The 13,222-nt window shown below is 49.1% G+C and carries 15 protein-coding genes and 4 tRNA genes; 1 reads left to right on the forward strand and 18 read right to left on the reverse strand.

Annotated elements, in window-relative coordinates:
• Positions 1-49: 49 nt before the first annotated feature.
• The 8 genes from JU82_RS01660 to JU82_RS01695 all read right to left on the reverse strand — a co-directional run bounded on the left by JU82_RS01660 (position 50) and on the right by JU82_RS01695 (position 4,717).
• Positions 50-124, reverse strand: a tRNA-Thr gene (locus JU82_RS01660).
• A 97-nt stretch (positions 125-221) separates the two neighbouring features.
• A tRNA-Gly gene (locus JU82_RS01665) sits at positions 222-298 on the reverse strand.
• 3 nt (positions 299-301) lie between these two features.
• Positions 302-387: transfer RNA gene (locus JU82_RS01670), tRNA-Tyr, on the reverse strand.
• Positions 388-444: 57 nt separating this feature from the next.
• Positions 445-521: transfer RNA gene (locus tag JU82_RS01675), tRNA-Thr, on the reverse strand.
• Positions 522-587: 66 nt separating this feature from the next.
• Positions 588-1,325, reverse strand: coding sequence for a peroxide stress protein YaaA (gene yaaA, locus JU82_RS01680; RefSeq protein WP_037945786.1), 738 nt, complete (start codon positions 1,323-1,325; stop codon positions 588-590).
• A gap of 3 nt (positions 1,326-1,328) precedes the next feature.
• A complete protein-coding gene (locus tag JU82_RS01685; RefSeq protein ID WP_037945788.1) occupies positions 1,329-2,477 on the reverse strand; it encodes a calcium:proton antiporter in 1,149 nt (382 codons plus the stop codon).
• Positions 2,478-2,486: 9 nt separating this feature from the next.
• Positions 2,487-3,839: a magnesium transporter gene (mgtE, locus tag JU82_RS01690; protein WP_037945792.1), complete on the reverse strand. Its 1,353-nt coding sequence runs from the start codon at positions 3,837-3,839 to the stop codon at positions 2,487-2,489.
• Between the two features lie 2 nt (positions 3,840-3,841).
• Positions 3,842-4,717: a radical SAM protein gene (locus JU82_RS01695; protein WP_037945793.1), complete on the reverse strand. Its 876-nt coding sequence runs from the start codon at positions 4,715-4,717 to the stop codon at positions 3,842-3,844.
• A 12-nt stretch (positions 4,718-4,729) separates the two neighbouring features.
• On the opposite strand from JU82_RS01695, the gene JU82_RS01700 reads away from it, so the two are divergent.
• Positions 4,730-5,053 carry a thioredoxin family protein gene (locus JU82_RS01700; protein WP_037945796.1) on the forward strand — a complete coding sequence of 108 codons (324 nt, stop codon included), beginning with the start codon at positions 4,730-4,732 and terminating at the stop codon, positions 5,051-5,053.
• Here the strand turns inward: JU82_RS01700 and JU82_RS01705 are convergent.
• The 10 genes from JU82_RS01705 to JU82_RS01750 all read right to left on the reverse strand — a co-directional run bounded on the left by JU82_RS01705 (position 5,037) and on the right by JU82_RS01750 (position 13,215).
• Complete coding sequence (locus JU82_RS01705; protein ID WP_037945798.1) at positions 5,037-5,789, reverse strand: RNA methyltransferase; 753 nt, start codon at positions 5,787-5,789, stop codon at positions 5,037-5,039. The genes JU82_RS01700 and JU82_RS01705 overlap by 17 nt on opposite strands.
• A complete protein-coding gene (gene tkt, locus JU82_RS01710; RefSeq protein ID WP_037945800.1) occupies positions 5,789-7,705 on the reverse strand; it encodes a transketolase in 1,917 nt (638 codons plus the stop codon). The genes JU82_RS01705 and tkt overlap by 1 nt, the downstream gene beginning before the upstream one ends.
• Before the next feature lie 2 nt (positions 7,706-7,707).
• On the reverse strand, positions 7,708-8,556 hold the full coding sequence (locus JU82_RS01715; RefSeq protein WP_037945802.1) for a polyprenyl synthetase family protein: 849 nt from the start codon (positions 8,554-8,556) through the stop codon (positions 7,708-7,710).
• A gap of 83 nt (positions 8,557-8,639) precedes the next feature.
• Positions 8,640-9,005, reverse strand: coding sequence for an aspartate 1-decarboxylase (gene panD, locus JU82_RS01720; protein WP_037945804.1), 366 nt, complete (start codon positions 9,003-9,005; stop codon positions 8,640-8,642).
• 4 nt (positions 9,006-9,009) lie between these two features.
• Positions 9,010-9,384: a (2Fe-2S) ferredoxin domain-containing protein gene (locus JU82_RS01725; RefSeq protein WP_037945806.1), complete on the reverse strand. Its 375-nt coding sequence runs from the start codon at positions 9,382-9,384 to the stop codon at positions 9,010-9,012.
• A gap of 130 nt (positions 9,385-9,514) precedes the next feature.
• Positions 9,515-10,810, reverse strand: a complete 1,296-nt coding sequence (locus JU82_RS01730; RefSeq protein WP_037945808.1) for a UDP-N-acetylmuramoyl-L-alanyl-D-glutamate--2,6-diaminopimelate ligase — start codon at positions 10,808-10,810, stop codon at positions 9,515-9,517.
• Complete coding sequence (locus tag JU82_RS01735) at positions 10,800-11,393, reverse strand: tetratricopeptide repeat protein (protein WP_037945811.1); 594 nt, start codon at positions 11,391-11,393, stop codon at positions 10,800-10,802. Before JU82_RS01735 ends, JU82_RS01730 begins: the two co-directional genes overlap by 11 nt.
• Positions 11,394-11,438: 45 nt before the next feature.
• Complete coding sequence (locus tag JU82_RS01740; RefSeq protein WP_037945812.1) at positions 11,439-11,714, reverse strand: NifU family protein; 276 nt, start codon at positions 11,712-11,714, stop codon at positions 11,439-11,441.
• Positions 11,715-11,845: 131 nt separating this feature from the next.
• Positions 11,846-12,196: a 50S ribosomal protein L17 gene (rplQ, locus tag JU82_RS01745; protein ID WP_037945814.1), complete on the reverse strand. Its 351-nt coding sequence runs from the start codon at positions 12,194-12,196 to the stop codon at positions 11,846-11,848.
• Positions 12,197-12,222: 26 nt separating this feature from the next.
• Complete coding sequence (locus JU82_RS01750) at positions 12,223-13,215, reverse strand: DNA-directed RNA polymerase subunit alpha (protein WP_037945816.1); 993 nt, start codon at positions 13,213-13,215, stop codon at positions 12,223-12,225.
• Positions 13,216-13,222: the final 7 nt, after the last annotated feature.

Here is a 13,222-nt window from a genome sequence, read left to right on the forward strand (position 1 = left end):
AAAACAGCTGAAATAGCTTTCAAGCTTTCAAATATTACAAAAATATTACTGGAGCTCACGAGCGGATTTGAACCGCCGACCTCTTCCTTACCAAGGAAGTGCTCTACCCCTGAGCCACGTGAGCATAAACAATGATAAATCTGTATTTGGAAGCTTAAAAACTATTTTACGGTTTTAAGGTAATGATGAAGTAATATTGCGAAATGTACTTCAGCTCCCAGTGGAGCGGGAAACGAGACTCGAACTCGCGACATTCAGCTTGGAAGGCTGACGCTCTAGCCAACTGAGCTACTCCCGCAGATGGTGGTGAGAGAAGGATTCGAACCTTCGAAGATAAAAATCAGCAGATTTACAGTCTGCCCTCGTTGGCCACTTGAGTATCTCACCACGGCCATAATCTGGTCTAACACTGATAATTAATAATGCATTTCCGATTTCGTTCAATGGTGCCGGCACGAGGATTTGAACCCCGGGCCTACTGATTACAAATCAGTTGCTCTAGCCAACTGAGCTATGCCGGCCTGTCCGAAATGGAGCTGAAATTATATACATACTTTTCCGAAATGTCAAGAGACTTCTAAAAAAGTTTAGGCGATCGTATAGACAACCTCTTTTTTCTTTTTGGTCTCTATAATCTCATGGATTATCAGCCCCTCGATATTCAATGCCAGCAGTTCGCCGATCGATCCGATCTTGTTCATCGCCGCTTCGCGCAGAACGATTCCCCGGTAGGCTTTCGCCCAGTGGCTGACAATTTTTCCCTCTTTGAGAAACTTGAGGGTTACGGGCCGATTTTTCGGCGTGTAGAATTTGTCGTAATACCCCGCGCGGATATCAAGAACCTCCCGGTCCCCTATCCATGTGTCCAGCGCATCGGAAAAAAGCGTTTTGTAGTGTTTCTCCGGGGCAAACGTTCCGATGGATGAACCTTGTTTGAGCTTGTAGTCGGGAAGCGGGTCTCCCGCACGGACGGGGCCGAAGAGGTTTGAGAAGAGAATGACGTTTTCATCGATGTAGTTCTGAGCGGTGCCGGAAAGAGAGCAATACTTCAGATAATCGTACGCAACGCCGTCATAGCGCTCTACCGCTTTCATCGTCGGGGCTTTGTCTAACGGAAGCGTGTACCGTTTGAACTCTTTTGGGTCCTTGATGCCGAACAATTCCGAAAGCTGCTCATCCGTTCCGTTTTGTATCAGCAATTCGTACTGAATCACCGCCTCAAGGCGCCGGGCATAGAGCTCAGGAAAAATAAGACTTGTTTGATCGAGCGGGCTCATCTCCCCGCCGCAGCGCTTTCCTTCACTGGGGGCGAATAAAATAACCATCGCTTAATAATACGCCGCGATGATCGCGTAGCTTATAAAGAACATCAGGTGCGATGCCCCTTCGAAGTAGTTCGTCTCCCCTTCGTCGGTCGTTTTCCACACCAGTAAAATCGTCAGCAGCAGTGCTCCGATCTGCAGCGGGTTAAAATCAAGCGTCAGATTGATGCCGCTGAAATACGCCAACAGCATCAAAATCGGAACTGTCAGAATAATGGAGACCGTCGATGCCCCCATCGCGATATTGACGACCCGCTGAATCTGGTCGTTGCGTGCCGCACGAACAGCAGTGAAAATCTCGGGGCTGACACTGATAATGGCGATCACCAGACCGGCCAAACCGGCCGATATGCCGTATTCTCTCGCAATTTGGACTCCGTCTCCGGCAAAAATCTCCGCGCCGAAGGCGATAATGCCGATAAAAAAGAAGATAGCCATGAAGTTGATCGGCGTACTCAGATGTTCAAATACGTAGTCACTCGCCTCGCTCTCGTCGATTTCGCCTTCATGTTCTTGAAGTTTGCGTTTCAAGCGGAAGAATCGGCTCCGGGCCGTCGCCTTGAAAAAATGGGTATGGGTTCGGGTCTGAAAAATAAAAATAAGGGCGTAAAAAAGGAGCAGTATCCCCGCGATCAAATGGCTGACATGAGTGAGCGCTTCGGAACCGTGTTCCGTATGGCTTAACAACCCCGGAACCAGCAACGCCGATGAAGAGACGAACAAAACGGTACTGTAAGCGCTGGAGGTCTCTTTGTTATGCTGCTGCTGCGTAAACGCCAAACCGCCCAAAAAGACGGCCAACCCGAGCAACACGTTCAAATCGACGATCACCGCCGAAATGATCCCCCCCTTGACCGTCTCCAATACTTCCGGTGAATGCTTCACTTCGAGCAAAATAACATACAGCAAAATGATCTCTACGACAACGGCACTGAACGTCAGGACAAAACTGCCATAAGGCTCCTGCAAACGTTCGGAAAGGATATCGGCCACTTCGGCAACACTCAACGAAAGCGCTGCGATTCCAATAGCCGCGAATAAAGTCGCTAAAGAAGAGTCATGTTGTAGATGAAAAATAAATGCAAGAGCTATCGAGACGATACCGATAAAAATATCCCAGTAATCCTCGATAAAATAGCGTATCCGCCTGTCCAATTCCGATCCTTATAATAAGATGATGGTTGCGAGCCCTAAAAAGCTCAAAAAACCGACAACGTCGGTCACAGTTGTAAGAATAACGGTTGATCCGATCGCCGGATCAATCCCGGCCCGTCGTAGACCCAATGGGATTAGTGTACCAAAAAATCCCGCAAAGAAAAGATTAATAATCATCGATAACGCAATAACTAAGCCAAGAAGGGGGATTTTAAACCACAGATAAGCGACCGCACCGATGACCAACGCAAAAATAAAACCGTTAAATAAAGCCAATAAAACTTCCCGTTTCACCGTTGAATACGCTTCTTTGCCCTCGATCTCCCCGAGCGCGATTTTACGCACCGTTACGGTCAGGGTCTGCGTCCCCGCATTCCCTCCCATCGACGCGACGATCGGCATTAAAATTGCCAACGCCACGATCGCTTCGATCGTGGCGTCGAACATCCCGATAACGATCGAAGCGGCTATTGCGGTCACCAGATTGATCGCAAGCCAGATCGCACGGGTCTTCCCGATACTCCAGAATTCTTCATCCTGTTCGGCTTCGTCATTGACCCCCGCCATATGGTAGATCTGTTCCGTCGCTCTCTCTTCCATAACGTCATGAATATCATCCGCCGTGATCCGTCCCAGCAGAATCTGATTTTCATCCACAACCGCCAGGGTATTGAGGTTATAGTTGGCAAACACTTCGACGACATCGTAAATAGGGTCATGCGCGTGAACGTGAACGGTATTGTGCCCGTCATGAAGAATGTCGTGGTAGATTTCATGGGCTTCATGAAGAATCAAATCCTCCAACAAAATCGCCCCGATCAGACGGCGGTGTTTGTCAACGATAAACACCTGATGAACATTATCAACCCGTTCTTCGGCTTTCATTGCCCGCAGCCGTTTGATCGATTCGCCTACGCTTTCGTCGGCGCGCGCTTCGAACAATTCGGTCTGCATGTACGCGCCCGCTTCATTCTCACTGTACGAGATAAGCGTTTCGATCGTTGCCCGTTCTTCTTCAGGAAGCTTGGAAAGGACCTCTTCGGCGAGTTCTACGTTGACCTCTTCGATATGCTGAATAAGGTCGGCGGCATCGTCGGTATCAAGTTCGGAGGCAAGATCCGCCAACCCCTCGGCTCCGAGCTGTTCGTATGCCTCTTCCATATGCTGCTGAGGCATTTCCAAAAGGACTTCGGCTAAAATCTCTTTGGGAAGGGTCTCAAGTGTCTTCGTATAAAGCTCTTCATTTTCATCATGAAGGTTTTTCAGAAGGATCGCGATTTCGTAAATGTGTACGTTTTCGTCAATTCCTTCGTTATAGAGAGCGACACGATTGTTGATCGATTCCAGCAAGTTCTCAATCATGTTTACTCCTTAATAAATCGTAGTTTGTACGTGCACTTTTGGCACAGCTCTTCGACGGCTATTTTCTTGGAAAATCCTTCGGCAATGGCTACGGCGCGTTTCGATGTCAGAATTTTATCCAAATTTGTCGTGTGAAGGTTACCCAATTCAATAATCCCTTCCCCATCCAGACAGCACGGTACTACCCTGCCGTCCGCCAGTACCCCGATTTGTCCGATCAGTCCGTGGCAATATCCGTCTCCAGCAACAAGATTGTGAAGACTCGGCCATTCGAAATAGCGGTCGAAATGGAGCAGCACTTTCGGGGCCAGACGGATCGACTGCCTCTCCCCCGTACTTTCGGAAACAATGAAACCCTCAGGCAGTTCGAAATGCTTTTCGAGCCGCTGAAACAGTTTGTCATTAAATTCCGAAGCGCTGTGAACATCGTCCAGATTCCATAATCGCAGATTGATGAAAAAATCGCCTTGGCGGCTCACTTTTTCATCGCACAATTCTATAATAGGATTCAGATACGCATCCAAAGAACGAGACGAGCTGTTTTTATCAAAGCTGTTTAATGAAAGGTTGACCTGCCGGATTGACGGATGAAACAGCCTATCCCGCCGATCCGAATCCAGATAAAATCCGCTCGTCGTAATCATGACCCGAAATCCCTGCATATGCGCTTCGTCCAAATATCTATCCAGATCGGACAAAACCATCGGGTCGCCCATCACGTGCAAAGCTATTTCGTCAGTGTAGTGTTTCAACTCTTCCAAAACATGCTTGAAAAACGGAAGTTGCATCGTTACCGTCGGCTGCGCTCTGGGCGGACAAAAGCTGCATGCCAGGCCGCATACGTTCGTCACTTCAACATAAGCTCGGAAAAATTTCATTATAATCCCTTCATGCAAACCCTAGATACGATCAACCAAACATTAAATGACAACGACGCTGTGATGCTTTATTTCAGCGCACCCGGCTGCAACGTCTGCCATGCCCTCAAACCCAAACTGACCGAAGCCGTTGTGAACGAATTTCCGGCTTTTGCCATCGTCAGTATCGACATCTCCGAAACACCCGAGATCGCTTCGCAGTTCAGCGTTTTTACGATCCCGACGGTACTGGTATTTTTTCAAGGACGGGAATTTTTGCGCAAGAGCCGCCACATGAGTGTCGGCGAAGTGGTCGCGGCGATAGAACGACCCTACAACCTTATGGCAGGAAACTGACGATCCCCGCCGTTACGGCAACGTTAAGTGATTCGACCCCCCGATACATCGGTATCGAGACACTGTGCGTCGATGCCTTCATCACCGCGTCGCTTACCCCTTCAGACTCGTTCCCCAAAACAAAAACGGCCTTTTTAGGAATCTTCAGCGAATAGATATCGTCTTTGGCATGGGAGGAGAGGGTGATAAACGCCGTCTCTTTCAACGAAAGTATCTCGCTGAGGGTATCGCAGTAATAGATCGGTATTTTAAACAGCGTCCCCGCACTCGCTTTCATGACCAAAGGGGAGAGTTTGGTCGAGTTTTTCTTCGGAAGAACAATCCCGTCTATCCGGCTGGCGGCAGCGGATCGGACAATCATCCCCAAATTTTGGGGATTGTTGATCCCATCGAGTGCCAGCAGGCGAAAGCCCCCCGGCAAATCGGTTTCAATCTGCGAAGCGCTGCGGTAATTGAGTGCTTTGACATCGATAGCGACACCCTGGTCCTGCGCACTGTTTTTTGAGATGCGCGACAACGCTTCTTTGGTGTGGTATTTGATCTCCACGCCCCGCATTTCGGCCAAATCGACAATTTCGTTTATCGTTTCGTCGACCCGGTTGCTCTTGGAAAGGTGCAGCTTATGGATTTGAACCGTTTCGTCTCGCAGCACTTCTACGGCGACGTTACGGCCGTACAGCGTGATAAGCGAATCGAAAAAACGCTTCTTCTCTAAATATTCAGGAGAATCTTGCATTAGATTTTTGCCGCAACGGCTTCCGCAGTGAATCCAAATTTCTCAAACAATTTATCCGCCGGAGCACTGGCACCGAATCCATCCATAGCGACAACGGTGTCGGCAAAGCGGTACCACTCCAAACCGCGCGCCGCTTCAATCGCAACACGTTTTGTCCCCGGTTTGATAATCGTGTCGATATAGCTTTGCGGCTGTTCCAACAGCAAATCAAAACACGGCACACTCACAACATTAGCTGCAATTCCGCGTGATGAAAGAAGCTCGGCTGATTCAATCGCCAAACCAACTTCAGAACCTGATGCCATCAAAGTCACCGTCGCATTTTGGCGTTCCGCCAATAGATATCCCCCATTTTCCACATCGCCATAAACGGCCGATGGAAGCAACGGAAGGTTTTGGCGTGAGCAGACGAATGCCGAAGGCGACGTTTTCATCGAAAGCGCCTTTTGCCAGCATTTGACGTTTTCGGCCCCGTCGGCCGGACGGTAAACGTAGAAATTCGGCAACGCTCTGAATTGGCTCAAATGCTCAATCGGCTGGTGGGTCGGGCCGTCTTCGCCGACACCGATGCTGTCGTGCGTCCAGACGAAAAAGTGCTGAATTCCGCTGAGCGCCGCGATGCGGGCTGAGGGCTTGAGGTAATCGCTGAACACGAAAAAGGTAGCGCTAAAAGGCATAATCGGCCCGTACAACGCCATCGCGTTCGTAATCGATGCCATCGAATGCTCGCGGATACCGAAATGGATATTTTTCCCTTTCGGAAAATCGCCCATGTTGACCAATTCGGTTTTGTTCGACGGCCCAAGATCGGCCGATCCCCCCAGGAATCCGGGAATCGCTTTGGCGATTGCGTTGAGGATGATTCCGTTTGTGTTGCGAGTCGCGTCGGCTTTGGCAAACGTCGGCCATTCGATCCGGCTGAAATCGGGATTGATCAACTGCTCGTACGCTTCGTTCTGTTCGGAAAGAGGGAGTTCTTTCAGGCGGTGATTCCACTCGCGTTCCGCCAAATCCCCTTTTTCAATCGCGCAACGGAAACGCTCCAGTACGTCCGCATCGACGGCGAATGTTGCTTCCGGGTCAAATCCCGCCGCGGTTTTGGCGGCTTTGATGACATCATGTCCAAGCGGCGCACCGTGCGAATGGTGGGAGCCTTCCAGCTTGTCCCCACCCTTGGCGATAACCGTATTGGCGATAATCAGTACCGGGCGCGTCATCATTTTAGCTTGACTGATCGCACTGTCGATCTCGTTGAAATTGTGACCGTCTATCTCAAGCACTGCCCAGTTTTGTGATTCGAACCGGCCGCGGATGTTTTCACTGATGCTCAGATCGGTAGAGCCTTCAATCGTAATGCGGTTCGAATCGTAAATAAGTACCAGATTGTCCAAACCCATATGCCCGGCAACCGAGCAGGCTTCATAGCTGATCCCTTCTTCCAGATCGCCGTCGCCGCAGAGGCAGTAGACGTTGTGATCGATCAATGCCGCCGTTTCGGAATTGACTTTGTGTCCGACGTATTTGGAGGCCATCGCAAAACCGACCGCATTGGCTATCCCCTGCCCAAGAGGGCCCGTCGTGATCTCGATTCCGGCCGTATGCCCGTATTCCGGGTGGCCCGGTGTAGCCGAATCAAGCTGACGGAAGTTTTTAAGATCTTCCATTTCCAATCCGTATCCCCAGAGGTAATAGAGCGAATAGATAAGCCCGGTGCCGTGACCGCCCGAAAATACCAAACGGTCGCGGTTCAGCCATTTCGGATTTTTCGGATTATGGACAAGATGCTCGGAAAGAACTACCGCAATATCGGCAAGACCCATCGGAGCGCCGGGGTGGCCGGAATTAGCCTGTTGTACCATATCGGCCGCTAAAAAGCGGATTGTATCTGCCATCTTTTGGCGCATAGCATTGCTCATATTCATTCCTTATGTCGATTAATGTAATGGATCAGTGTTGGTGACAATTCGCGACGCAAATTCTCATCAAAACTTTCCATCTGCCGCAGCAGTTTGCCGGCTAACTCATCCGCTTCGTGCATGGCTGCTTCAAACCCGAGCAACGTCACGAAACTGTTTTTAGCCGTATCGTTATTGGTTGTTTTTCCCGCTTCTTCGCTGCTCATCGTCACATCGAGAATGTCGTCCTGGATCTGGAACAGCAGCCCAAGGTCGATTCCGAATGCGTAAAGCATTTCCGCCAAATCGTCACGACCGATAATGATCGAGCCCATTTTCAACGATGCGGCGATCAGTTTTCCCGTTTTATGAATGTGAAGAAACCGTACCTGCTCAACACTCAACGGGGTGTTTTCGAAATGACAGTCGATCGCCTGCCCCAACACCATCCCGTTCAATCCGCCGTTGGCGGAAAGTTCGCGGACGAGTTTGACGATGACTCTGTCGCTGAGGGGAGCATTAGAGAGAACTTCAAACGCGTAGGTATTCAGCGCATCCCCTGCCAGGATCGCACTCACTTCATCATACGTCTTGTGCAACGTCGGAATTCCCCGTCGCAAATCGGCGTTATCCATTGCGGGAAGATCGTCATGGATCAACGAATAGGTGTGAAGAATTTCGACACCGAGTGCTACCGGAAAGGCGCTTTCAAGCAGAAGCGGGTTGTACGCACGGACTACCCCCAACAGCAATGCGGGACGGAACCGTTTTCCCCCGCCGATGAGCATTTGATTCAGAGACGCTTCGTAATGGGGGTGGAAACTGGGGGCGGAGGGCAAATGTGCGGAGAGATATGCTTCAAACGCTTCCATGATGCCCTTCCCTTTTTTTAGCGAAATTGTATCATGACGGAGCTTTTGTCCGGTTTATTTCATAAGCGGGTTTCCCCCCGCTATCAGATTTTCTCGATAACGTCGGTAATGCCGTTTTCGTCATCGACGAGGACAACGGTCGGTTTATAGTTTTCGAGTTCCGCATCGTTGTAGGTCGCGTAGGCAACAATGATGATTTTGTCCCCTTTGTGGACTTTGCGTGCCGCTGCGCCGTTGAGGCAAATATCGCGTTTGCCGCGTTCGCCGAGGATGACGTAGGTCGAGAAGCGCTCGCCGTTATTAATGTTGAGGATTTCAACCTTTTGTCCGACGCGCATTTTGGAAGCTTCGAGCAACTCTTCGTCGATCGTGATCGAACCGACGTAGTTAAGATTGGCATCCGTGACCGTCGCGCGGTGGATTTTACTGTAAAGCATTTCGATCAACATCGTTCTATCGACCCATCTGCTTCATCATGTCGGCAGGAGTGACCGGAGCATCCCACAATTCAGCCGGAATCACGTATTCCTGTACGACTTCGCCGCCGATAATATGGCGATCGATAATCTCGTTGATTTTCTCTTTTGTAAGACCCGCGTACATCACGTGCCCCGGTTCGACCAGCATTACTGGACCGACATTACAGCGGTTCATGCACGAGGTTCGGATCGGTTGAACGGTGGCAATGAGCCCGCGCTGCATCAACGTCTGCGCCAAATGTTGAAAAATATCCTGTGTCTGCGGATTGACGCAGCTTGGTTTCGGCATGCCCGGAGGGGAAGACTGCTCGCATTTAAAAATATAAAAAGCCGGTTGTGGGATACCCATCGGACCCTCCTTGTGTAATACGGTGCCGCTGCGCACCGGAAAATAATAACGGCATTATAGCCAAATTCAGCATCCAGAGATTAAGCTCTGTTACGCAACTGCACCTTTTAAGGGGCGTTTTAGCGGAATGTTACAATTGTGCCAAAAGCTCTCTGGCTACAACCCTGTCATCGAACGGCAGATGCTGGTCGTAAATGATCTGTGCCGTTTCATCCCCTTTACCCAGAATCAATACCACTTCGTCTCCGCTTCGCTCGCGAAGAGCCTGTGCGATTGCACTGCGGCGATTGACATCGACGTACACGTTGCTTTTATCCTCGATCCCCGCCAAAATATCCTCAATAATCGCATCGGGATCTTCAAAACGGGGATTGTCGCTGGTAACGTACAGTTTTTTGGCATACGATGATGCGACACGCCCCATCATCGGACGTTTCGTCCGGTCGCGGTCACCGCCCGCGCCGAACACGACGAGAACCTCTTTTTCTTTGAGTGCCCCCAGTACCTGCTCCATCCCATCAGGGGTATGGGCGAAATCGACGATGACCAGAGGATCGGTACTGACCACTTCCATCCGGCCGCTGACGCCGCCGAAATTCTCCAGCGCTTCGGCGATTTCGGGGAGCGTCTTGTCACTGACCAGATGGACCGCCGCCATCGCCGCCGTTACGTTGTAAAGGTTGAAAAAGCCGTGCAAAGAAGACTCGAAAGGAACAAGTTCTTCAAAATGTTTCAACACGCCGCTGACGCCGTTGTTCAACGAATATGCGACGATTTTGTAGGTCGCGGGATTCTCCACACCGTAGGTAAACGCGTTTTTAATAGTAAACTGCGCCCGCGGCTCGTCTTTATTGATCAATTTTTTCGTCTCATCCTGAAAAAAGAGGTTCTTGATCCGGATGTATTCATCAAGACTTTGGTGATAATCCAAATGGTCTTGCGTTATGTTGGTCAATATTTTAAGATCGAATACAATTCCGGCAATCCGCTCCTGCTCGATCGCATGGGAACTTACTTCCATCACGAAGTATTCACACTCCGCTTCGATGGCTTCGAGCATATGGCGGTAAGTATTGAGTACCGTCGGCGTCGTCAGTGTCTTCCCTTCCACCGGCGCATCGTTCATGAAAAAACCGCGGGTTCCCTGCATTGCGGCTTTGTGCCCCAAATCAAGAAACAACGAATAAATCGCGCTGGCGGTCGTTGTCTTGCCGTTTGTCCCGGTTATCCCGATTACCTTGATCCGCCCCAGATTCAAAAGATCCCATGCCTCTTGCGGCGACAGCACAGCGGCAGCTCCCCGGGACAGGGCGTCTTCTTTGTATTTTTCGTTTTGTTTCGTCAAAACAAAAGCACATTCGGGGCCGCACTCTCCCGAATTTTCTGTAATAAACCGAAACGTCGGAGCGTTTACTTCAATTTTCAAACTTGTTCCCTTTTGCGAGTCGTCTTAATAAATTCCGTAACTGGCGATCGTTCGGATAGACCCCAAGCGCGCTTTCCAAATAGCTGAGCGCCATCTCTTTGTAGCCGTGATCGATCAGGTTATCGAGAAAATCAACGAAATCTTCTTTTTCCGTAATGATAACACGGGTAGAGAACATGATGTTTTCGAAAATACGGTTAAAGTCGCTCTCGTCTTTGACAAGTTCTTTGAACTCATTGTACATAATGCCGTCTTCATATGCCAGCCGCTGTTTGATCGTTTCATCAAAAAGTCCCGACAGCTGCTCAAGCGTTCCGTCCATCGTCTCAAGAATTTCGGAGATGACCACATCAGCCTGTTCCGCATCTTCGCTGCGCAAAATAGTGTAATAATCGAAAAGCGCCTCGGCTCCGGTTTCGCCGCTCATAGCCATGTCTGAGAGTATCGCTCCGTTGTAGGCCTCTTTGGAATCGGGGTGGTCTTTGAGCGCTAGGGAATAATCTCTTAATGCTTCTGTGTATTGTCCGGCTAAAAAATGCTCGTTTGCTTGTTTGAGGGTTTTGGATAAATGGATCGTTTTCATAATAATCCCTCCTGATTTAATACTATATCGGCAATGACTGCCATATTATAATGCGTCTATCTGATTTTCCATGCCTTGCGGCACATTAATAACCATCAAATCAGGATGGATATCCATTCTAAGCTGACGTTCTACACCGTATTTGAGTGTATTGCCGCTGCTGGAACATCCGATACACGCACCTTGAAGCTGTACATAAACCGTTCCGTTTTTAACCGTCAAAAATGCTATGTCTCCGCCGTCCAACGCCAAAGACGGTCTAATTTTGTCAATAACGCGGCGAACCGGCTGTATTAATTCTTCATCAGTAAATGGAATCATAATGTATGTGCCTTTGATACACGGAATAATAAAATCATTACTATAATAGGGGAAAAGGGCTAAACAAGGACTAATGACACATAGATAATTTTAGAGTGAAGCTCGATTTAAGCAGGTGGGTATTGAACTCGTTATACGAGTTCAATGTATGCCATCGGTGTAGCATCACCGCGGCGAATACGAGTTTTAACGATACGGGTATACCCGCCGTTGCGCTCGGTGTATTTAGGAGCAACTTCGTTCATAAGAACCTTAGTCGCTTCTTTGTTTTGGAGAACCGCGAAAATCGCGCGGTGCGCGTTAGCATCACCTGCACGCGCAGTCGTAATCAATTTTTCCGCGAAAGAACGGAGTTCTTTGGCTTTGACCAAAGTGGTTTCGATTTTACCGTTTTCAATCAACGCAATGCTCAGGTTTTTCAACAAAGCGGCACGATGTGCACTTGTACGACCGAGTTTGCGGTATCCGTGACGATGTCTCATAAGATACTTCCTCTTGTTTTCTAAGCTTATTCAGCTTCAATTTTCTTTTTGATCGCGCTGACAAGGTCATCGCTCAATTCTTGACCAACCGTGTAACCGTACTCATTGATTTTTTCCAAAATCTCTTCGAACGATTTTTTGCCGAGGTTTTTAACCTCTTTCAAATCATTTTGGCTCATCATGACGATTTCGCCGATGTATTTGATGTTAGAACGGTCCAGGCAGTTAAAACTGCGTGCACTGAGTCCAAGTTCTTCGATACGAGCGCCCAAACGTTTAAGTTCAGGATGCTCATCGGCACGCTCAGCCACGGCAGGAGTTTTGATGCTCACTTCGCTGTTAAAAACAGCCATTTGAGCATACATAACTTCCAGTGCGTTTTTAAACGCGTCGACCGGCGAAATTTGCCCGTCAGTGACGATGTTAATAATCACTTTTTCAAAGTTCGGATTGTCTTCTACCAATACGTTTTCGATCGCATACGTAGCACGACGAACCGGAGTGAAGAATGCATCAAGAGCGATGTACCCCTCAGAGAGCATGTCGCGTACGTCTTCACTCGGAACGTATCCGATACCCTGATGAATTTTGACCGTGAAGTTTAGATTCGCATCTTCGTTCAACGTTGCCAAAAATGCATTTTGCGTTACCACTTCGACATCGTCATTATCCAAATCGCTTCCGTAGATTTCGCAAGGGCCTGCGAAGCTATACGTGATCTCTTTTTCTTTCAGGCCGTTTTTCAATTTGAAACGGACGCCTTTGAGATTGATAATGAAGTCCGAAATGTCTTCGAGCATACCGCGCACTGAGTCAAACTCATGCTTTGCACCTTCGATTTTAATACCGATCGGAGCATATCCCACCGAGCTGCTGAGCAAAAAGCGGCGCAACGGATGGGCGAGTGAAACCGCAAAACCGGTTTCAAACGGATAGGCAATAATGTTCGCTTCGTTCGCGCTGATTTGCTCGACGACAAACTCTTTCGGAAGAAGCGGTGATGTTTTAATTTTTTTCATGCTGAGC

Source organism: Sulfuricurvum sp. MLSB (assembly GCF_000747095.1).
Lineage (GTDB): Bacteria > Campylobacterota > Campylobacteria > Campylobacterales > Sulfurimonadaceae > Sulfuricurvum.